Origin of the sequence: Rhizobium sp. SJZ105 (genome assembly GCF_007828365.1) — a bacterium.
In the GTDB taxonomy this organism is placed as follows: domain Bacteria; phylum Pseudomonadota; class Alphaproteobacteria; order Rhizobiales; family Rhizobiaceae; genus Agrobacterium; species Agrobacterium tumefaciens.
Genome location: NZ_VIUP01000004.1, coordinates 1 through 19,573, shown reverse-complemented (window position 1 = coordinate 19,573; position 19,573 = coordinate 1). Strand labels below are relative to the sequence as shown.

The window sequence follows — 19,573 nt, the reverse complement described above, 5'->3', positions numbered from 1 at the left end:
CGCCGCGAGCCACTCTCATGAGTATAAAGGTGGAACAAATTGTGGCAAAGGAAAACTCACAACCAAATCGCCTGGTGTGACTAGGTCAATTCCGGGAAAACGCCGCAGCTGGATTCTAATGCGTCTTCAACCGATTTAAAAAGAAATAAAATCTTTTAAATCGATTAATATATTGAAATCACTAAGTTATTTAAAGTTTCACTCTTGCGTTTCTAAAAGCCGCCACGTATTTTCCGTGAAAATTTCAACGGCCTTATCGTCATTTACAAGGAACGCGTCATGAACGAGCTTGGGGTTCATAATCCTGCCAATGGAGTTGCGGAACTCGGACTGGGCGAGGCCTCCCGCGTCTTTTATAACCTCAACGAAAGCGAATTGTACGAAGAGGCGATCCGCAACGGCGAAGCTGAGCTGACGGCGGATGGCGCACTTCGTGCCGTTACCGGTCAGCATACGGGCCGTTCTCCGAAGGACAAATTCGTCGTCCGCGACGCTTCCACCGAAGACACTATCTGGTGGGACAACAACAAGCCGCTGTCGCCGGAAAACTTCGAGTTGCTGCGTCAGGACATGCTTGCGCACGCCGCCGGCAAGACGCTCTATGTTCAGGATCTGATCGGCGGTGCCGATGAGGAAAACGCCCTGTCGACCCGTGTCGTCACTGAGCTTGCCTGGCATTCGCTGTTCATCCGGAACCTGCTCATCCGCCCGAAGCGGGAGAAACTGGCAGGCTTCAAACAGAAGCTGACCATCATCAATCTGCCGAGCTTCAAGGCTGATCCGGCGCGTCACGGCGTCCGTTCGGAAACCGTCATCGCCTGCGATCTCACCAATGGTCTCGTCCTCATCGGCGGTACCTCCTATGCCGGTGAAAACAAGAAGTCGGTCTTCACGGTGCTGAACTACCTGCTGCCGGCCAAGGGCGTCATGCCGATGCATTGCTCGGCCAATGTCGGTCCCGAGGGTGATTCCGCCGTGTTCTTCGGCCTGTCCGGCACCGGCAAGACCACGCTGTCGGCTGATCCGTCGCGCACGCTGATCGGCGACGATGAGCACGGCTGGGGCGAACACGGCATCTTCAATTTCGAAGGCGGCTGCTACGCCAAGGCGATCAAGCTGTCGGCCGAAGCTGAGCCGGAAATCTATGCCGCGACCCGCCGTTTCGGCACCGTTCTCGAAAACGTCGTGCTGGACGAAAACCGTGTTCCGGATTTCAACGACAACTCACTGACGGAAAACACCCGCAGTGCCTATCCGCTGCACTTCATTCCGAATGCATCGGAAACGGGCATTGCCGGTCATCCGAAGACCATCATCATGCTGACGGCGGATGCCTTCGGCGTGCTGCCGCCGATTGCCCGGCTGACGCCGGAACAGGCCATGTACCACTTCCTTTCCGGCTACACGGCAAAGGTTGCCGGCACGGAAAAGGGCGTGACTGAGCCGGAAGCGACATTCTCCACCTGCTTCGGCGCACCCTTCATGCCGCGCCACCCGGCGGAATACGGCAACCTGCTGCGTGAGCTGATCGGCAAGCATGGCGTGGACTGCTGGCTGGTCAACACCGGCTGGACCGGCGGTGCTTACGGCATCGGCAAGCGTATGCCCATCAAGGCGACCCGCGCGCTTCTGACGGCAGCCCTCACCGGCGAGCTGAAGGGTGCCGAATTCCGCACCGATGCGAATTTCGGTTTCGCCGTGCCCCTGTCGCTGGAAGGCGTCGATGCCGCTATCCTCGATCCGCGTTCGACCTGGGCCGACGGCGCAGCTTACGACGCGCAGGCGAAGAAGCTTGTGTCGATGTTCGTTACGAACTTCACCAAGTTCGAAGATCACGTCGACAGCAAGGTGCGCGATGCAGCACCGGGACTGCTGCTCGCGGCAGAATGAATAAGCCTCGTTTATGAGGAGGAGGGGAACCCGGCCTTGTGCCGGGTTCTTTCGTTTCGTGCCTTGTTTTCATTTTTCCCGATCTGTGGCATCACCGGCGCGGAGAAAAAACATGGCCAGCGCCCCGCTTTACATCAGCAACCGAATTACCATCGCCGGCTGGGAGCTGACGGAGCAATTCGTGCTGGCCGGCGGGCCGGGTGGCCAGAATGTCAACAAGGTCTCGACGGCGGTTCAGCTGTTTTTCGACATCGCCAATTCTCCCTCCCTGCCGGACCGGGTGAAGGCGAATGCGCTGCGTCTGGGCGGGCGGCGTGTTTCGAAAGAAGGCGTGCTCATGATCGAGGCGAGCCGGTTTCGAAGCCAGGAGCGCAATCGCGAAGACGCGCGTGAACGGCTGAAGGAACTGATCCTTGAAGCGGCAGCGCCGCCGCCGCCGGTGCGCAAGGCTACCAAGCCGACCAAGGGTTCCGTCGAGCGCCGCCTCAAGGCGAAATCCGGCCGGTCGGATGTCAAGAAAATGCGTGGCAAGCCATCAGGCGACTAGGTCGCAGCTGGATGGCAAAATGTTTCGCACTTGTCATAGACCTTCAGATATCGTCTGGTAAATCTCCTACAACCAAGGAGGGTGCTATGGGTCTGTTCAATTTCATCAAGGAAGCGGGAAAGAAGCTTGGTATCGGTGGAGATGATGCCCCCGATGTCGAAGCTGTCAAAAAAGAACTCGCTTCCCACGATCTCGGCACCGACAAGGTTCAGGTCGAGGTGGTGAACGATAAGGTCGTTCTGAAGGGCGAAGTGGCCGACCAGTCAATTTTCGAAAAGGCAGTCATCGCCGTTGGCAATACGCTCGGCATTTCCAAGGTCGAGGCCGGCGAACTGACGGTGGCAGAAGCGCCGGCGAAGGAACCCGTTTTCTACACGGTCAAAAAGGGCGATAATCTCTGGAAGATCGCTGAAGCCCAGTACGGCAAGGCAAATGGCGGCAAGAACAACATCATCTTCGAAGCCAACAAACCGATGCTGACCCATCCCGATAAAATCTATCCCGGTCAGGTTTTGCGCATTCCTGACCTTGCCTAATAACGGATTTTAACCGCTGCGATGGAGATGCCGCTTTTGCGGCATCTTTCACAACTTGCGAAGCGCCACCGTGTCGATCAGGTGGTTTTTGCCCTTGCGCAGGATAAGATCGGCGCGTGGACGCGTGGGCACGATGTTCTGGCGCAGGTTCTTCAGGTTGATGTTCTGCCAGAGGCCCTCGGCAATGCTGAGCGCCGCCTCTTCGCTGATCGACGCATAGCGATTGAAGAATGAATTCGGGTCTCGGAAGGCGGTTTGTCGCAGATTCATGAACCGGTTCACATACCAGTTGTGAATGAAGTCCTCATCCGCATCGATGTAGATCGAGAAATCGAAGAAGTCGGAAACGATCGGCACGATCCGCCCGCCCGCCGGCAGGTCGCGTGATTGCAGCACGTTGATGCCTTCGAAGATGAGGATATCCGGCTGGTCGATGACAGTGAATTCGTTGGGCAGCACGTCATAGGTCAGATGCGAGTAGCGTGGCGCCTTCACATTCGGCTGGCCCGCCTTGATCGCCGAGAGGAAACGCAGCAGCGCACCGATGTCGTAGCTTTCCGGAAAGCCCTTGCGCTCCATAAGGTTCTCGCGCCGCAGCACCTCGTTCGGGTAAAGAAACCCATCGGTGGTGATGAGATCGACCTTCGGGCTGGAAGGCCAGCGGGCCAGAAGCTCCTTCAAAATGCGCGCCGTTGTCGATTTTCCAACCGCCACCGACCCGGCAATGCCGATGACGAAGGGCGTCTTGTTGACATCCGCCATGTTCAGGAAGCGGTTGCGCTGTTCGAACAGCAGCTGCGATGCTTCCACATGCGATGACAGGAGGCGCGACAGCGACAGATAGATACGCCGCACTTCGTCCAGATCGATCGGGTCGTCCAGCGAACGCAGTCTTTTGACCTCGTCGGCGGAAAGGGTGAGTGGTGTGTCGGCGCGAAACTTTGCCCATTCTTCCGAGCTGAAGAAGTGATAGGGCGAATATTCATCCGGGCGGAAATGATCGAGTGTGCTCGGCATGCCTCTCTCCCCGCTGCCTGCCTTGACATTCATGATGTCGGCCTCGCTGCCTTTTCCGCAAGTCCGGTCTGTCCGGTCCGGCGCTCCAGCTCGGCAAAGACGTCGGCAAGGGGAATGTCGGCGATCTTCAACACCACCAGCAGGTGATAAAGCAGATCGGCTGCCTCGTTTTTCAGCCCGTCGCGGTCTTTCGCGATGGCGGCGATCACGGCCTCAACAGCCTCTTCGCCCAGTTTTTTCGCCGCACGTTCCTGGCCCGCCGCAACAAGTTTGGCCGTCCAGGATTCATCGGGGGAGGCGGCGGCGCGTGTCGCGACGATGCGTTCCAGATCGGAAAGGGAAAATGCGCTCATGGAAAGGTTCCTGCAATCAGTCGAGACGCATGGCGATGCCATGCTCGGCCATGTAGCTCTTGGCTTGCCCGATCGAATAGGTGCCGAAGTGGAAGATGGAAGCGGCAAGCACCGCGGTCGCATGGCCATCGCGAACGCCGGCTACCAGATCATCCAGCGTTCCGACGCCACCCGAGGCGATGACGGGCACGCGAACCTGATCGGCAATGCTGCGTGTCAGGCCGATATCGTATCCGCTTTTGGTGCCATCGCGGTCCATCGAGGTGACGAGCAATTCGCCGGCACCGCGTTCGACCATCTTGATGGCAAATTCCACGGCGTCGATTCCGGTTGGCTGACGTCCGCCATGGGTGAAGATTTCCCAGCGGCCGTCTTCCCCGTCCTTCGAAACCCGCTTGGCGTCGATGGAGACGACGATACACTGGTTGCCGAATTTGTCGGCAGCCTGCGCGACGAAATCAGGATCTTTCACCGCTGCGGAATTGATGGAGACCTTGTCTGCACCGCAGAGAAGCAGCTTGCGGATGTCAGCCACGGCGCGGACGCCGCCGCCGACGGTCAGCGGCATGAAGCAATGGTCGGCCGTGCGCGATACCACGTCGAAAATCGTGTCGCGATTGTCGGACGAGGCGGTGATGTCGAGAAAGCAGAGTTCGTCCGCTCCCGCCGCATCATAGGCCTTCGCCGCCTCGACTGGGTCGCCGGCGTCGATAAGATCGACGAAGTTCACACCCTTGACGACGCGGCCGTCTTTTACATCGAGGCAGGGAATAACGCGGGCTTTGAGGGTCATGCGCTTATCTCCTTGGCAGCCTTGATGAGGGCGAGCGCCTCGGCAGGATCGATGCGCCCGTCATAAAGCGCGCGGCCTGAAATTGCGCCCTCTAGCTTTGCGGCATCCGGCTGCAACATGCGCTTGATGTCGTCGATGGAGGCAAGGCCGCCGGAGGCGATGACGGGGATCGACACGGCATCTGCCAGTTCGAGTGTCGAGGCCCAGTTGATGCCAGCCAGAATACCGTCGCGATCGATATCGGTGTAGATGATGGCGGCAACGCCGGCACCTTCGAAACGTTTGGCAAGTTCGATGACGCCGAGTTCTGAGGCTTCCGCCCAGCCCTCAACAGCAACCTTGCCGCCTTTGGCGTCGATGCCGACAGCGACCTGACCGGGGAAACGCTTGCAGGCTTCGATAACCAGGACGGGATCGCGTACCGCCACGGTGCCGAGAATGACGCGGGCAAGCCCACGGCTGAGCCACGCCTCAATATGATCGAGAGTGCGGATGCCGCCGCCAAGCTGCACCGGGTTTGTCGTGGCCTTGAGAATGGCATCGACCGCTTCGCCATTCACCGTCTGGCCAGCGAAGGCGCCGTTAAGATCGACGACATGCAGCCACTCGAAGCCTTGGTCCTCGAAGGACTTCGCCTGCGCGCCGGGGTCCGTATTGTAAACGGTTGCCTGCTCCATATCGCCGAGTTTCAGGCGAACGCACTGGCCGTCTTTAAGATCGATTGCGGGAAAAAGAATCATGTCAGGGCTTCCAGCGCAGGAAATTGGAAATCAGGGCGAGGCCAAGCGTCTGGCTTTTTTCCGGGTGGAACTGCGCGCCAGCCATATTGTCGCGACCAACGAAAGCCGTCATCGCGCCACCGTAATTGGTGGTGGCGATGACATCCGCCGGATGTTTCGCCGCCAGATGATAGGAATGCACGAAATAGGCATGCAAGCCGTCAGCGCCGGTCCTGATACCGTCGAACAGGGGATGCTGATGCCGGATTTCCAGCGTATTCCAGCCAATCTGCGGGATTTTAAGCGTCGGATCGGAGGGCGTCATTTCAATGACATCGCCTTCGATCCAGCCAAGCCCCGTGCTGACAGTCTTTTCGAGACCACGCGAAGACATCAGCTGCATTCCGACGCAGATGCCGAGGAAGGGATGAGCTTTTTTCTCGACGGCTTCGATAAGCGCCTCATGCATGCCGGGCACAGCTTCGAGACCGGCGCGGCAATCGGCATAGGCGCCGACGCCTGGCAGGACGATGCGGTCCGCAGATGCGACGTGATCCGGCTTATCGGTCAGGTCAATGGTTGCATTGATGCCGGCTTCGCGGGCGGCGCGCTCGAAAGCTTTGGTGGCCGAACGCAGGTTGCCAGAACCGTAGTCGATGATCGCGACGCGCATGTCAGCGCCTTCCATTCAAGTCGAAAAGAAACGATCCGGAGGGATCGTTGACGAAGTTTTTGTCACCGCTCTTCTGCGGCGAGGGTGTCCATACCGGCTGCGACAGCTGTCCCAACGGCTCGGTATTTTCGGAAAGATCGGAGAAATATATCTCTTCGGCACTCGAAAGATGAGGGGCGGAAATGACCGAAGTCATCTTCCAGCCCTTGCCTATCAGGTGCCGGACGAGAAAATCGCGCCCCTCCAGTGCAGTGATGAGGGCAATGGCGACGCTGCACAAAATGCCCACCGGTTCGAATCCGGGTAACATTGATGCCCAACCGGCCAGAACGAGAACTGCAAATACGACGATCGCGGCCAGCCACAGCCGGTTTACGGCCAGCCACAGCCAGGGCGCAATAAGTGCCAGCCAGACGAAACGGTCTGCTATGAAGCGGGTCGTCTTGTGGTCCCTGTCCGGCCCGTTGGGGGCTTCCAGAACGAGATAGCTTGTCATGGGCTTCCTGACAGCTTTGGCGGTCAGGCCAGCATGCCCTTTGTCGAGGGAACGCGGCCTGCCTGCCGGGGGTCGATCTCGGTTGCCGCGCGAAGAACGCGGGCAACGGCCTTGAAGCATGTTTCGGCGATATGATGGTTGTTGGCGCCGTAATGGTTCAGGATATGCAGCGTGATGCCGGCATTCTGGGCCAGCGCCTGAAAGAATTCGCGCACAAGCTCGGTGTCGAATGTGCCGATCTTCGGCGCGGAGAAGTTGACATTCCACACAAGGAAGGGACGGCCGGAAATATCCACGGCAGCCTTGGTCATCGTCTCATCCATGGCAAGATCGAGCGAGGCGTAGCGGGTAATGCCGCGCCTGTCACCCAACGCCTTCGCGATGGCCTGGCCGATGGCGATGCCGGTATCTTCGACCGTATGGTGATCATCGATATGCAGGTCACCTTGAACCTCGATATCCATGTCGATCAGCGAATGGCGGCTCAGCTGGTCCAGCATATGATCGAAAAATCCCACCCCGGTGGAAATTGTCGACTTGCCGGTGCCGTTGATATCCACGCGCACCGAAACCGAGGTTTCGTTGGTCTTGCGGATGATCTCGCCTTTACGTTCTGCCATCTGTGGCCGCTCCGTGAAAATGTCGCCGTTCCTTATCAGCACGAGACACAAATATCCAGTTGTTCCATCGTCTTGCATGATCTGCGCAAAACAGTGCAGTGCGGGCAGGATTTGCAATCGTGAAAAGCAAACTTACATAGATGCCGAGAAGGGCCGGATGCCGGCCCGTTAACCGCAGGCCCGGTAGGGCAGACAGGTGTTTGATGACAACGATTATTACAGTCAGGAAGGGCGGCAAGGTCGTCATGGCTGGCGATGGTCAGGTAAGTCTTGGCCAGACCGTCATGAAGGGCAATGCCCGCAAGGTTCGTCGCATTGGCAAGGGTGAAGTGATTGCCGGTTTTGCTGGCGCAACGGCGGATGCCTTCACGCTGCTCGACCGTCTCGAAAAGAAACTCGAGCAATATCCCGGTCAGCTCATGCGCGCGGCCGTAGAGCTTGCAAAGGACTGGCGCACGGATAAATATCTGCGCAACCTCGAAGCCATGATGCTGGTGGCCGACAAATCCACGACACTCGCCATCACCGGGAATGGTGACGTGCTGGAACCCGAACATGGTGCGATCGCCATCGGCTCCGGCGGCAACTACGCCTTTGCGGCTGCCCGCGCCATGATGGATACGGACAAGTCGGCAGAGGAGGTGGCGCGCAAGTCGCTCGATATCGCCGCCGATATCTGTGTTTACACCAACCATAACCTCGTCATCGAAACCCTCGACGCCGAGTAAGCATATTTCTCACCCCCATTTCTCACCCAAGGGTCCTGTGGGCCGGGCCAGAATGGCCGGCCGGAGCAGGAAAGCCGAGAGGACAGAATGACCACTTTTTCTCCCCGGGAAATTGTCTCGGAACTGGACCGCCACATCATCGGCCAGAATGATGCGAAACGTGCGGTCGCGATTGCACTGCGCAACCGTTGGCGTCGCCAGCAGCTCGATGAGAGCCTGCGCGACGAGGTGATGCCGAAAAACATCCTGATGATCGGACCGACCGGTGTCGGCAAGACGGAGATTTCCCGCCGTCTCGCCAAGCTTGCCGGCGCGCCCTTCATCAAGGTCGAAGCGACCAAATTTACCGAAGTCGGTTATGTCGGTCGCGATGTCGAGCAGATCATCCGCGATCTTGTCGAGATCGGCATTGGCCTCTTGCGTGAAAAGAAGCGCGCGGAAGTACAGGCCAAGGCGCATCAGAGCGCCGAAGAGCGGGTGCTCGACGCACTGGTCGGATCGACCGCGTCACCCGCGACACGTGAGAGCTTCCGCAAGAAGCTGCGCGACGGCGAGCTGGACGACAAGGAAATCGACATCGAAGTGGCCGACAGCGGTTCGGGCATGCCCGGCTTTGAAATCCCCGGCATGCCGGGCGCCAATATCGGCGTTCTCAACCTGTCGGAAATGTTTGGCAAGGCGATGGGCGGACGTACCAAGAAGGTGCGCACCACCGTCTCGAAATCCTATACCGATCTCGTTCGCGACGAATCCGACAAGCTGCTCGATAATGACATGATCCAGCGTGAAGCGGTGAAGTCGGTGGAAAATGACGGCATCGTCTTCCTCGATGAGATCGACAAAATTGCCGCGCGCGATGGCGGCATGGGTGCCGGCGTCTCGCGTGAAGGCGTGCAGCGCGATCTTCTGCCGCTCGTTGAAGGCACGACTGTCTCGACCAAATACGGGCCGGTGAAAACCGACCACGTTCTGTTCATCGCTTCCGGCGCGTTCCATGTGGCAAAGCCGTCCGACCTTCTGCCGGAGCTTCAGGGCCGCCTGCCGATCCGTGTCGAGCTGAAGCCGCTGACGAAGGAGGATTTCCGCCGTATCCTGACCGAGACGGAAGCAAGCCTCATCCGCCAGTACAAGGCGCTGATGGCGACGGAAGAACTCGATCTCGACTTCACGGACGATGCGATCGACGCTCTGGCCGACGTGGCTGTTCATCTCAACTCGTCGGTCGAGAATATCGGTGCGCGCCGCCTGCAGACGGTGATGGAGCGTGTTCTCGACGAGATTTCCTTCAACGCACCCGATCGTGGTGGCTCTGCCGTCAAGATCGATCAGGAATATGTCAAAAAGCACGTCGGCGATCTTGCCGCCGATACGGATTTGTCCCGCTATATTCTCTGAATATCTTGGAGAGCAAAGACACGAGAGTGCGGCCACATTTGCCGCACTCTTTTATTTTACGGCCTTGTCTCGCATTCAGCCCCCTTTTTGTTTATGGGAAAGGCTGCATTCCGGTTGGAACCGCTTTATGGAATGGTCCGGTTTTCTCTTGGTTCGGGAGAGGTCGGCTTGAGAAAAGGCATTCGCTCGTGCGCAAAACTCTTCTGGCATTTGCCGCCGCTTTGACGTTCACCGTCGTCTCGTCTTCTTATGCCGAGGCCGCGACGGTCGTCCCGCCTGGCAATCGCAATGCCGAACAGCCGGGCATTCCGGGGGCTTCCGCACGTCGAACCAAGGGTTCCAATACGTCTTTCGAGCGTAAATACCAGAAGGTGATCGACCTCCTGTCTTCCGACAAGGCACTGATCGGCAAGATCAAGTCTACCGCCGGGCGCTACGGTATCGATCCGATCCACATGATCGGGGCGATTGTCGGCGAGCATACCTATAACGTCGACGCCTATGACCGCCTGCAATCCTACTACGTCAAGGCCGCGTCCTATGCCGGCAGCAGCTTCCGTTTCGGCTACAAGGACGAAACCATCGCGCAGTTTCTGACGCATTCGCAATTCGCCAGGTGCCAGTCGAAAAAGGATTCCTATAGCCTTTGGAACTGTCGGGAAGACGTCTGGGACGACAGCTTCCGCGGCAAGACGGTAGATGGCGTTGCCTATCCGAACAATCGTTTCAGCGCTGTATTTTTCCAGCCCTTTTATGCCGGACAGACCTTCGGTCTCGGCCAGATCAATCCGCTCACGGCATTGATGTTGTCCGACATGGTGTCGAAAACCTCAGGTTATGAGAAGCTCGACGAAAACGATGCGACCGCCGTTTATACCGCCATCATGGACCCGGATCGCTCGCTCGCCTTTATGGCAGCCTCCATCCGCAAATCGATCGACGACTACAGGTCGATTGCCGACATGGACGTTTCCAAAAATCCTGGTGTAACGTCCACGCTTTATAATGTCGGCGGATCCGCGCAGCGCGCTGCCGCTCTCGCCCAGAAAAATCGTCAGCGCGCCGCAGGTGGGGAACAGCCGCTTTTGCCGGAAGAAAACTATTACGGCTGGCTGGTGAACGATCGCATCAAGGATTTGCAGGCGCTTTTGTAGAAAAAGACGATTATCGTCGGCATTCTTTCCAAAGCGGAAATAATATTTGGTTGCCTCTCGCAATTGACGAGCGCCTGCCTCAGCGTCCAATCTGCCCCCTTGAGATAAAGAGGAGGCGCATGTGAGCCGCACCAATAAATTCGGTCTTTCCATTGATGACAGGCTTTATGCTTTTTTGACGGATGACGTTCTGCCGGGCACGGGTCTTGATGCAGAAACTTTCTTCGAAGGCTTTTCCGCCATCGTCCACGAGCTTTCCCCCAAGAATCGTGAATTGCTCGCAAAGCGCGACGCCTTGCAGGAAAAACTGGATGGCTGGTACCGGCAGAATGGCGCCCCGACGGATTTTGATGTCTATGAGGGCTTCCTTAAGGAAATCGGCTATCTGCTGCCGGAAGGACCCGGCTTCAAGGTCGAAACCAGCAACGTCGATTCGGAAATTGCCGCTGTCGCAGGCCCGCAGCTTGTCGTGCCGGTCATGAATGCCCGTTATGCGCTGAACGCCGCCAATGCCCGCTGGGGTTCGCTTTACGATGCGCTTTACGGCACGGATGCCATTTCTGACGCCGATGGTGCGGAAAAGGGCAGGGGCTATAATCCGAAACGCGGCGAAAAGGTCATTGCCTGGGCGCGGAACTTCCTCAACGAATCAGCTCCGCTCGAAACGGCAGGCTGGTCGGATGTGACCGGATTCAAGATCGTTGACGGCCTCTTGCAGCTTGCAATCGGTGACAGCAAAACGGGCCTGAAAGATGCCGAGCAATTCAAGGGCTTTACCGGCGATGCGGAAAAGCCGGCAACGATCCTGCTTGGCAAGAATGGTCTGCACACCGAGATCGTCATCGATCCCTCGACGGAAATCGGCAAGGGTGACAAGGCGGGCATCTCTGATGTCATTCTCGAATCGGCGCTGACAACCATCATGGACTGCGAGGATTCCGTTGCCGCTGTTGATGCCGAGGACAAGGTGCTGGTTTATGGCAACTGGCTTGGCCTGATGCGCGGCGACCTGACGGAGAAGGTTTCCAAGGGCGGTAACACCTTCACCCGTAGTCTCAACCCGGATCGTTATTACACCGCCCCCGATGGTGGAGCACTTACTCTGCCGGGGCGTTCCCTGATGCTGGTGCGTAATGTCGGTCACCTCATGACCAATCCGGCGATCCTCGACAAGGATGGCCGCGAGGTGCCGGAAGGTATCATGGACGCCGTCGTCACAGCGCTGATTGCGCTTTACGATGTCGGCCCCTCCGGCCGTCGCCAGAATTCCCGCGCCGGTTCCATGTATGTCGTCAAGCCGAAGATGCACGGGCCGGAGGAAGTCGCCTTCGCCAACGAGATTTTCACGCGGGCCGAAAAGCTTGTCGGCATGGCGCCGAACACCATGAAAATGGGCATCATGGACGAGGAACGCCGCACCACGGTCAACCTCAAGGAAAGCATTCGCGCGGCTAAAGACCGGGTCGTCTTCATCAATACCGGCTTCCTCGACCGCACGGGCGACGAAATTCATACCTCGATGGAAGCGGGTCCGATGATCCGCAAGGGCGATATGAAACAGGCGGCCTGGATTGCGGCTTACGAGAACTGGAACGTCGATATCGGTCTGGAATGCGGCCTTTCCGGCCATGCGCAGATCGGTAAGGGCATGTGGGCCATGCCTGACCTGATGGCCGCCATGCTGGAGCAGAAGATCGCGCATCCGAAGGCAGGCGCCAACACCGCCTGGGTACCTTCACCCACGGCTGCGACGCTACATGCCACGCATTATCACAAGGTCGATGTCGCAGCCGTTCAGGACGACCTGAAAAGCCGGGGCCGGGCAAAACTCTCCGATATTCTATCGGTACCGGTCGTGCCGCGTCCCAATTGGACGCCCGAGGAAATCCAGCGCGAACTCGACAACAACGCGCAGGGCATTCTGGGATATGTCGTGCGCTGGGTCGATCAGGGCGTCGGCTGCTCCAAGGTGCCTGATATCAACAATGTCGGACTGATGGAGGACCGCGCCACGCTGCGCATCTCCGCGCAGCATATGGCCAACTGGCTGCGCCATGGCGTGGTTACGCAAGAGCAGATCGTTGAGACCATGAAACGCATGGCCGCCGTGGTCGATAGCCAAAATGCCGGAGATCCGGCCTATCTGCCGATGGCGTCCAACTTTGAAGGATCGGTCGCTTTTCAGGCCGCCGTCGAACTTGTGCTGAAAGGCCGGGAGCAGCCTAACGGTTATACGGAACCGGTTCTGCACCGCCGTCGCCTCGAACTGAAGGCGAAGCAGGCGGCTTGAGGCCGACAGGAAATCCAGAGCACGTCTTGTCTGAATGCAATGTTCGACGTGCTCTACCTTAAAACTGCTATGCACTTTTACTGGGAATGCTCCAGAAACAAAAAAGCCGCCGGGAATTCCACGGCGGCTTTTTCTTTGTCTGGTATCTGATCTTACTGGATCACGACAACCTTGGTGCTGCGGCCGGGACGGACGCGGCTGTAAAGGTCGATGACGTCCTGGTTGATCATGCGGATGCAGCCGGAAGAGGCGGCGGTGCCGATCGATGCCCATTCAGGCGAACCGTGGATACGGAACAGCGTGTCCTGTCCCTTTTCGTTGAAGAGATACATGGCGCGCGCGCCGAGCGGGTTGGAAAGACCCGGACCCATGCCTGCCTCGACATACTTTGCGACTTCCGGCTTGCGGTCGGCCATTTCCTTCGGCGGATGCCACATCGGCCATTCCTGCTTCCAGGCGACATAGGCTTCGCCGGCCCAGGCAAAACCAGCCTTGCCAACGCCGATGCCGTAACGAACTGCGCGGTTGCCGGGCAGGATATAATAAAGGAAACGCTCACGCGTATTGACGATGATCGTGCCCGGCCGTTCGTTATTCTGGAATTCGACGATCTGACGACGGAACTTCTCGTTCACACGATTGATCGGGATGGCGGGCAGCGCATAGCCCGCGTCGGTCACAGGGCCGTAAACATCGTTGAAGATCTGGACGGTTTCGACCTTTGCCGGAACCGGGTTAGCGACCGGCACTGACGCCGCTACCTGGCCGGATGATTGGGATGTGGTTTCGGCGCAGCCGGCCAGAGCCAGTGCTGCCGTCAGACCGAGTGCAGTCAATGAGGTACGGATGCGCATATCGTTCTCGCGGAAAATTCGCCAAATTGTGCGAAGGAGTAGGCTTAATTGGATAAATCGGTTATTTTCCATTAAGCCGTTCTTGGCAAGCCGATACGCTGCTGCAGGACGAATGTGACTTTAAAATTGCCGGTTGATTGCCTTTTTGCAACAATAGGCCAAACGCCTCAGTAGCCTTTATCCATGACTATTCTTTCGCTTACCAACAATAATCCGTTAATCGACGGTCGCCAGTCGGACAAGGCGATGCTGGTGCGCCGCGGCGTTCAGGTGCTTTTGCACGAGATGCGACATTCGGTTTTGCCGGAACTGCCGCTTGCAAGCGGACGACGGGCCGATCTCATCAGCCTTTCGGCAAAGGGTGAAATCTGGATTATCGAAATCAAATCCTCGATCGAGGACTTCCGTGTCGATCGTAAATGGCCGGAATACCGCCTGCATTGCGACCGGCTGTTTTTTGCCACCCATCCGGAAGTGCCGGTCGAAATCTTTCCGGAAGAATGTGGGCTTATCCTGTCGGATGGCTATGGCGCCCATATGCTTCGCGATGCGCCGGAGCATAAATTACCGCCCGCAACCCGCAAATCGGTGATGCTGGATTTCTCGAGAACCGCTGCAACCCGGCTGATGCTGGCGGAGTGGACGACCGGGCGCAGCTTCGGAGAGTAATGCCCGGTTCCAGACCGTATCCGGATGTAAAACCGCTTCTCACTTGTACTGTAAATGCTCTACTTCGGCGCGCGTTTCGCCAGAATGCGCTGCAGCGTTCGCCGGTGCATGTTAAGCCGGCGGGCGGTTTCCGAGACGTTGCGCTCGCACATTTCATAAACGCGCTGAATATGCTCCCAACGCACCCGGTCGGCCGACATCGGGTTTTCGGGCACTTCAGTCTTTTCACCCTTGCGCTGCGTCAGCGCATTGAAGACATCGTCCGCATCGGCCGGTTTGGCAAGATAATCCAGCGCCCCAAGCTTCACGGCGGTAACGGCGGTTGCGATATTGCCGTAGCCGGTCAGGACGACAATCTGCGTATCGTCCCGGTACTGCCGGATGGCTTCGATGACCTCGAGACCATTGCCATCCGTAAGCCGCAAATCAACGACCGCATATTTGGGCGGCGCAGCCTTGGAACGGGCAATGCCTTCGCTAACCGTCTCGGCGGTATCGACGATAAATCCGCGTGTTTCCATGGCCCGGGCAAGCCGGCGCAGGAAGGGACCGTCGTCATCGACGATCAGCAGCGATCTGTCAGCTCCGATCGGGTCGTCGTCATCCGTTGTCGCGCTGATGGGGGTCTGGTCTTCTGTCGTCATGTCTCAGGCCTTTCGGCAACTTAGTCGGCTTTTTCTTCTTATCGCCGCTTCCACGTGAATGGTAAAGTCAACGGTCTCTTTTATCGTCCATAAGCGCTCGAGGCCAGACGATTGTGACCCGCGCTCCGGTTCCGCTCAAACCGCGATTTTCGAAGGTAACGGTGGCGCCGGAGCGTTCCAGCAATGTCTTTGCAATGAAAAGCCCGAGTCCCAGCCCTCCCGCCCGGGTATCGTTGTGACGTTCGGTCACATAGGGTTCACCAATGCGGGCAAGCACGTCATGGGCATAACCCGGTCCATCATCCTCAATGGTGACGGCGACATTCTGCGAATCGTACTCCACGGTCACGGTCACTTTTTCCCGCGCATAGTCCACGCCGTTTTCGATGAGATTGCCCAGCCCGTAAATAACGCCGGCATTCCGGATGCCAACCGGCTCGTCGATCCGGTTGTTCTTTTCGACGAGATCGAGACGGATTCCGAATTCCCGGTGCGGCGCCATCACCTCCTCAATCAGCGAGGAGAGCGGCAGGCGGCGCATATGCTCCTCATCATCGGTGGAAAGCGATGTAAGGCGGCGCAGAATATCACGGCATCTTTCGCTCTGGCTGCGCAGCAGCGCTATGTCTTCGCCAAACCTTTCATCATTTCCGAGTTCCCGTTCCATTTCCTTGGCGACGACGCTGATTGTCGCCAGCGGCGTGCCCAACTCGTGTGCCGCAGCGGCGGCCAGACCGTCTAGCTGCGAGAGATGTTTTTCCCGCTCCAGCACCAGTTCGGTCGCAGCCAGCGCATCGGCCAGCTGATTGGCCTCGTGTGAAACGCGATAGGCATAAAAGGCCGCGAAAGAGGTCGTGGCAATGATCGCGACCCAGGTGCCCACATGCAGCAGAAGCTGGATCGGCAGCACCTCACCGGGATACCACGGAACTGGAAACGGCGAAAAAGCGATTGCCGTCGAGCAGATGACGGCAAATGCGAGCAGAATAAGCGAGTGCCGAAGGGGCTGCGACGCGAAGGCGATGATGACCTGCACGCAGATCAGCGGTGCGAAAGGATTGGAAAGACCACCGGTGATGTAGATGAGCGCCGTCAATTGCAGCAGGTCGAATGCCAGCAGCAATGTCGCTTCCCACGGCTCCAGACGATAGGTGGAGGGAAAACGCGCAGTGAGAAACAGGTTGGCAAGCGCCAGTGCACCGATCAAAAGGCTGCAAGCCAGAAGTGGCAGGGGGAAGTTCAAGCCGAAAGCAACAAGCAGGATCGTCGCACTTTGCCCGGCCACCGCCAGCCAGCGCAACCATACGATGGTTTGCAGCCTTATCCTGCGGCTGGCGCGGCCAAGCCTTGTTGTTTCGATCGGATGGCCAGCCACCTTCATCTCCTTTGTGCTTTTCATCGTCATCACGTTCCGCGCGGTTTTGCGCGGCTGGTCGGCAATGCCGATGCCGGGTCCTCAGGCCATGGATGGCGCGGATACCTCCCGCGCATGTCCGCCCGTACATCTTTCCACGATCCTGCCCAGAAACCCGGAAGATCGCGTGTCGTCTGTATCGGCCTGTGCGCCGGCGAGGTCAATTCCAGCAGCAGCGGCAACCGCCCCTGCGCGATGGCGGGATGAGCCGTCAGCCCGAAAAGCTCCTGCACACGAATGGAAAGCGTCGGTTCGCTGGCATCGTAACGAATAGGATGCCGCTGGCCCGTCGGCGCTTCGAAATGCGTCGGCGCAAGCCTGCCGAGATCGCGTGCGACCTCATAAGGCACCAGGGCTAAAAGTCCCTCGGAAAGGCTGCCGGGCCGGATATCCTGAAGGCTGCGGGCGCCGTGCTGGAAGGGCACGAACCATTCATCCAGCCGTAAAAGCAATGCAGCATCGCTGACATCCGGCCAGGGGTCGCCGATGCTGGCATTCAGAAAGCCTATCCTGTCGCGCAACTGCTGGGTTTCTTTTGTGAACGGAAGAATTCCTACACCAAATTCCCGAACGCCGTTGGCAAGTGCCTGCGCCGCCTGTTCACCCTCCGGGCGGGGCAGGGGCGTTTCGTCGAGGATGATGGCGCCTAGGCGCGTGACGCGGCGTGCACGCGCCTGGCCGCTTGCCTTGTCAAACAGCAGCTGGTCCTGCTGCACAATAAGATGCGGCATCCGCTCTTCTATATCGGTGCGCTCGATGCTTGCTGCGGAAAGGATGCGCGGCTGTGCCGCACGCCCCGTAATATCGGCAACCACCAGCATCCTACTCGCCGCCAGCCGCTCGGTTTCGGCAAGTTCTGCACCCCGGCCGTTCGCCATCACATAACGACCGCGCGCTCCTCGCTGAAGCGCAATCCGGTCCGGATAGGCGTGCAGCAGCAAGGGGCCAGCCTCGCTTGGCTGTTCATTCATAGTCTGCGCATCGCCGATCGCATCTAGAAGTCTCGAAGCCAGCTTGCGCGCCGCTTGCGCCCTTTCGCTTCTCTCGGAAAGAAAGCGCCGCAATCTTTCATCGAGATCGATGTCGGTTCCGCCCAGTCCTTGTTCCGTAAGCATGACAGCGAGCATTGCCGCCTTTTTTCCCGCACCTTCGCTCGCCGCTGCAATTACCATTGCCGCAAGCCGTGGCGGTAATGAGAGGCTGCGCATCAGGTGGCCGCGTCGCGTCAGCGCGCCGCTTTCATCGAGTGCGCCCAGATTTTTGAGAAGCGCGATCGATTCCTTCAATGCCGCTTCGGGAGGGGCATCCAGAAATGAAAGCGCGGAAGGATCATGAACGCCCCAATGGGCGAGGTCGAGTGCAAGGCCGGAAAGATCACTCGCCAGAATTTGCGGTGGCGTGAAGGCGTTGAGCGCTGCCGTCTGTCCCGGATGCCACAGGCGGATCGCAACGCCGGGTTCCGTTCGTCCGGCTCGGCCCGCCCGCTGGTCGGCGGAGGCGCGCGAAACCCGCACTGTCTCCAGTCTCGTGATGCCCGTCGCCGGTTCGAAAACCGGTAGTCGCTGCAACCCGCTGTCAATCACCACACGCACGCCGTCTATGGTGATCGATGTTTCTGCGATCGATGTGGCAAGCACGATCTTGCGGCGTCCGGCCGGTGCCGGCTTGATCGCCGCATCCTGCTCCTTTTGCGAAAGATTGCCGTAAAGCGGGATTATATCTGTATCGTCGGAAAAACGCCCCTCCAGCCGGTTGGCCGTGCGGGTAATTTCTGCCTGCCCCGGAAGGAAGGCAAGAATGGAGCCTGTTTCCGATGCATGAGCTTCGGTAATCGCCTTTGTGACTTTCTCTTCGACAGGCACACCCTGCCAGCGGTCCTCGTAGCGTGTGTCGATTGGATATGTGCGGCCGAGGCTCTGAATGACAGGGGCATCGCCCATCAGCGCACTGATGCGTTCCACATCAAGGGTGGCGGACATCACGAGGATGCGCAGATCGTCTCTCAGTCCCTCCTGAACGTCGAGCGCAAGTGCCAGTCCGAAATCGCCATCGAGTGAACGTTCGTGAAACTCGTCGAAAATCACCGTCGAAACGCCGGCAAGTTCCGGGTCGTCCAGAACCATCCGGGCAAAGACACCCTCAGTCACCACTTCAATCCGGGTTCTTGAGGAGATGCGATTGTCGAGCCGCATACGATAGCCGACGGTTTCTCCAACATTCTCCTGAAGAAGATCAGCCATGCGTCCAGCCGCGGCCCGGGCGGCAAGCCGACGTGGTTCGAGAAGAATGATCTTGCCGTCGCCCCGCCATTCCTCACGCAGGAGATGAAGCGGCACCAGCGTTGTTTTGCCCGCACCCGGAGGAGCCGACAGAACGGCACGCTTTGACCCGTCCAACGCTTGGGCAATCTCGGCCAGAACGTCGCTGACGGGAAGTACGGGCAGATCGATCTTTATATGGGCTGGCGTTCTGGTCATGCAAACAGGCCTGGGGCAATCGGGTTGATGTCTAAGCGTCTCTTCTGCCGTTTCTAAAGCACGGCCCGGTGCTTTGACAGCCGGCGGAGAGGGTTTCGCAAGAGCTCTTCCGGCAAAATTGCGGTTCTTCGCAAGCTATCTGTCGTGAAGGGTGGGAAGGGGTTCCCGCATGCGCCGCCAAAAGGGACGAGGATTCAGTCCTTTCTATGCCTCCCTTGCGGTCCACCTTGAAACTATCTTTTATTTTCATACGGTTAGCAAAAATGTCAGTTTTTTGACGATAGGTGTGTTGACTTGTTTGAGG

General features: G+C 58.3%; 19 protein-coding genes. 8 read left to right on the top strand and 11 right to left on the bottom strand.

The features are described from left to right. Nucleotides 1-279: 279 nt before the first annotated feature. The 3 genes from FB593_RS15015 (at nucleotide 280) to lysM (ending at nucleotide 2,973) form a co-directional block, all read left to right on the top strand. A complete protein-coding gene (locus FB593_RS15015; protein ID WP_003516305.1) occupies nucleotides 280-1,890 on the top strand; it encodes a phosphoenolpyruvate carboxykinase in 1,611 nt (536 codons plus the stop codon). Nucleotides 1,891-2,002: 112 nt separating this feature from the next. Then, nucleotides 2,003-2,437 carry an alternative ribosome rescue aminoacyl-tRNA hydrolase ArfB gene (gene arfB / locus FB593_RS15010; protein WP_003516303.1) on the top strand — a complete coding sequence of 145 codons (435 nt, stop codon included), beginning with the start codon at nucleotides 2,003-2,005 and terminating at the stop codon, nucleotides 2,435-2,437. 86 nt (nucleotides 2,438-2,523) lie between these two features. Beyond that, nucleotides 2,524-2,973 carry a peptidoglycan-binding protein LysM gene (gene lysM, locus FB593_RS15005; RefSeq protein WP_003516300.1) on the top strand — a complete coding sequence of 150 codons (450 nt, stop codon included), beginning with the start codon at nucleotides 2,524-2,526 and terminating at the stop codon, nucleotides 2,971-2,973. A 48-nt stretch (nucleotides 2,974-3,021) separates the two neighbouring features. Here lysM and coaA read toward each other — a convergent pair whose 3' ends face one another. From coaA to hisB, 7 genes are read right to left on the bottom strand one after another with little or no spacing between them, the layout of a single operon-like run. Further along, nucleotides 3,022-4,023, bottom strand: a complete 1,002-nt coding sequence (coaA, locus tag FB593_RS15000) for a type I pantothenate kinase (RefSeq protein ID WP_019565929.1) — start codon at nucleotides 4,021-4,023, stop codon at nucleotides 3,022-3,024. Beyond that, complete coding sequence (locus FB593_RS14995; protein WP_003516295.1) at nucleotides 4,020-4,343, bottom strand: phosphoribosyl-ATP diphosphatase; 324 nt, start codon at nucleotides 4,341-4,343, stop codon at nucleotides 4,020-4,022. The genes coaA and FB593_RS14995 overlap by 4 nt, the downstream gene beginning before the upstream one ends. Before the next feature lie 16 nt (nucleotides 4,344-4,359). Then, nucleotides 4,360-5,136 (bottom strand): imidazole glycerol phosphate synthase subunit HisF, encoded by a 777-nt coding sequence (gene hisF, locus FB593_RS14990; RefSeq protein WP_003516294.1) that lies wholly within the window; start codon nucleotides 5,134-5,136, stop codon nucleotides 4,360-4,362. Continuing rightward, entirely contained in the window at nucleotides 5,133-5,876 is a 744-nt protein-coding gene (hisA, locus tag FB593_RS14985) for a 1-(5-phosphoribosyl)-5-[(5-phosphoribosylamino)methylideneamino]imidazole-4-carboxamide isomerase (protein WP_080799926.1), read from the bottom strand. Before hisA ends, hisF begins: the two co-directional genes overlap by 4 nt. Before the next feature lies 1 nt (nucleotide 5,877). Then, nucleotides 5,878-6,528 (bottom strand): imidazole glycerol phosphate synthase subunit HisH, encoded by a 651-nt coding sequence (hisH, locus tag FB593_RS14980; RefSeq protein ID WP_003516289.1) that lies wholly within the window; start codon nucleotides 6,526-6,528, stop codon nucleotides 5,878-5,880. 1 nt (nucleotide 6,529) lies between these two features. Further along, nucleotides 6,530-7,024 (bottom strand): DUF2628 domain-containing protein, encoded by a 495-nt coding sequence (locus FB593_RS14975; RefSeq protein ID WP_145166722.1) that lies wholly within the window; start codon nucleotides 7,022-7,024, stop codon nucleotides 6,530-6,532. Between the two features lie 23 nt (nucleotides 7,025-7,047). Then, on the bottom strand, nucleotides 7,048-7,644 hold the full coding sequence (hisB, locus tag FB593_RS14970) for an imidazoleglycerol-phosphate dehydratase HisB (RefSeq protein ID WP_145166721.1): 597 nt from the start codon (nucleotides 7,642-7,644) through the stop codon (nucleotides 7,048-7,050). Between the two features lie 203 nt (nucleotides 7,645-7,847). Here hisB and hslV point away from each other — a divergent pair, with 203 nt between their 5' ends. The 4 genes from hslV (at nucleotide 7,848) to FB593_RS14950 (ending at nucleotide 13,211) form a co-directional block, all read left to right on the top strand. After that, nucleotides 7,848-8,372, top strand: a complete 525-nt coding sequence (gene hslV / locus FB593_RS14965) for an ATP-dependent protease subunit HslV (protein ID WP_003516283.1) — start codon at nucleotides 7,848-7,850, stop codon at nucleotides 8,370-8,372. Nucleotides 8,373-8,459: 87 nt separating this feature from the next. Further along, nucleotides 8,460-9,767, top strand: a complete 1,308-nt coding sequence (hslU, locus tag FB593_RS14960; protein ID WP_145166720.1) for an ATP-dependent protease ATPase subunit HslU — start codon at nucleotides 8,460-8,462, stop codon at nucleotides 9,765-9,767. 188 nt (nucleotides 9,768-9,955) lie between these two features. Continuing rightward, the gene (locus FB593_RS14955) at nucleotides 9,956-10,921 is read left to right on the top strand and encodes a DUF1402 family protein (protein WP_003516272.1); all 966 of its coding nucleotides are present in this window, start codon (nucleotides 9,956-9,958) and stop codon (nucleotides 10,919-10,921) included. Between the two features lie 121 nt (nucleotides 10,922-11,042). Beyond that, nucleotides 11,043-13,211 (top strand): malate synthase G, encoded by a 2,169-nt coding sequence (locus tag FB593_RS14950; protein ID WP_065705021.1) that lies wholly within the window; start codon nucleotides 11,043-11,045, stop codon nucleotides 13,209-13,211. Between the two features lie 152 nt (nucleotides 13,212-13,363). Here FB593_RS14950 and FB593_RS14945 read toward each other — a convergent pair whose 3' ends face one another. Beyond that, a complete protein-coding gene (locus FB593_RS14945; protein WP_003516268.1) occupies nucleotides 13,364-14,065 on the bottom strand; it encodes a L,D-transpeptidase in 702 nt (233 codons plus the stop codon). 183 nt (nucleotides 14,066-14,248) lie between these two features. Between FB593_RS14945 and FB593_RS14940 the strand changes: the two genes are divergently transcribed. Beyond that, a complete protein-coding gene (locus FB593_RS14940) occupies nucleotides 14,249-14,734 on the top strand; it encodes an MmcB family DNA repair protein (RefSeq protein WP_013635204.1) in 486 nt (161 codons plus the stop codon). A 59-nt stretch (nucleotides 14,735-14,793) separates the two neighbouring features. Here FB593_RS14940 and FB593_RS14935 read toward each other — a convergent pair whose 3' ends face one another. From FB593_RS14935 to hrpB, 3 genes are all read right to left on the bottom strand, one after another. Then, nucleotides 14,794-15,378 carry an ActR/PrrA/RegA family redox response regulator transcription factor gene (locus FB593_RS14935; protein WP_003516258.1) on the bottom strand — a complete coding sequence of 195 codons (585 nt, stop codon included), beginning with the start codon at nucleotides 15,376-15,378 and terminating at the stop codon, nucleotides 14,794-14,796. Between the two features lie 67 nt (nucleotides 15,379-15,445). Next, nucleotides 15,446-16,753 (bottom strand): ActS/PrrB/RegB family redox-sensitive histidine kinase, encoded by a 1,308-nt coding sequence (locus FB593_RS14930; protein WP_080581007.1) that lies wholly within the window; start codon nucleotides 16,751-16,753, stop codon nucleotides 15,446-15,448. A gap of 29 nt (nucleotides 16,754-16,782) precedes the next feature. Next, nucleotides 16,783-19,269 (bottom strand): ATP-dependent helicase HrpB, encoded by a 2,487-nt coding sequence (gene hrpB / locus FB593_RS14925; RefSeq protein ID WP_113473353.1) that lies wholly within the window; start codon nucleotides 19,267-19,269, stop codon nucleotides 16,783-16,785. Nucleotides 19,270-19,573 lie beyond the last annotated feature (304 nt).

What these genes read in the sequence shown, in the direction of transcription:
- FB593_RS15015 (WP_003516305.1), top strand. Translation starts at nt 280, where the DNA reads ATGAACGAGCTTGGGGTTCATAATCCTGCCAATGGAGTTGCGGAACTC.
- arfB (WP_003516303.1), top strand. Translation starts at nt 2,003, where the DNA reads ATGGCCAGCGCCCCGCTTTACATCAGCAACCGAATTACCATCGCCGGC.
- lysM (WP_003516300.1), top strand. Translation starts at nt 2,524, where the DNA reads ATGGGTCTGTTCAATTTCATCAAGGAAGCGGGAAAGAAGCTTGGTATC.
- coaA (WP_019565929.1), bottom strand. Translation starts at nt 4,023, where the DNA reads ATGAATGTCAAGGCAGGCAGCGGGGAGAGAGGCATGCCGAGCACACTC.
- FB593_RS14995 (WP_003516295.1), bottom strand. Translation starts at nt 4,343, where the DNA reads ATGAGCGCATTTTCCCTTTCCGATCTGGAACGCATCGTCGCGACACGC.
- hisF (WP_003516294.1), bottom strand. Translation starts at nt 5,136, where the DNA reads ATGACCCTCAAAGCCCGCGTTATTCCCTGCCTCGATGTAAAAGACGGC.
- hisA (WP_080799926.1), bottom strand. Translation starts at nt 5,876, where the DNA reads ATGATTCTTTTTCCCGCAATCGATCTTAAAGACGGCCAGTGCGTTCGC.
- hisH (WP_003516289.1), bottom strand. Translation starts at nt 6,528, where the DNA reads ATGCGCGTCGCGATCATCGACTACGGTTCTGGCAACCTGCGTTCGGCC.
- FB593_RS14975 (WP_145166722.1), bottom strand. Translation starts at nt 7,024, where the DNA reads ATGACAAGCTATCTCGTTCTGGAAGCCCCCAACGGGCCGGACAGGGAC.
- hisB (WP_145166721.1), bottom strand. Translation starts at nt 7,644, where the DNA reads ATGGCAGAACGTAAAGGCGAGATCATCCGCAAGACCAACGAAACCTCG.
- hslV (WP_003516283.1), top strand. Translation starts at nt 7,848, where the DNA reads ATGACAACGATTATTACAGTCAGGAAGGGCGGCAAGGTCGTCATGGCT.
- hslU (WP_145166720.1), top strand. Translation starts at nt 8,460, where the DNA reads ATGACCACTTTTTCTCCCCGGGAAATTGTCTCGGAACTGGACCGCCAC.
- FB593_RS14945 (WP_003516268.1), bottom strand. Translation starts at nt 14,065, where the DNA reads ATGCGCATCCGTACCTCATTGACTGCACTCGGTCTGACGGCAGCACTG.
- FB593_RS14940 (WP_013635204.1), top strand. Translation starts at nt 14,249, where the DNA reads ATGACTATTCTTTCGCTTACCAACAATAATCCGTTAATCGACGGTCGC.
- FB593_RS14935 (WP_003516258.1), bottom strand. Translation starts at nt 15,378, where the DNA reads ATGACGACAGAAGACCAGACCCCCATCAGCGCGACAACGGATGACGAC.
- hrpB (WP_113473353.1), bottom strand. Translation starts at nt 19,269, where the DNA reads ATGACCAGAACGCCAGCCCATATAAAGATCGATCTGCCCGTACTTCCC.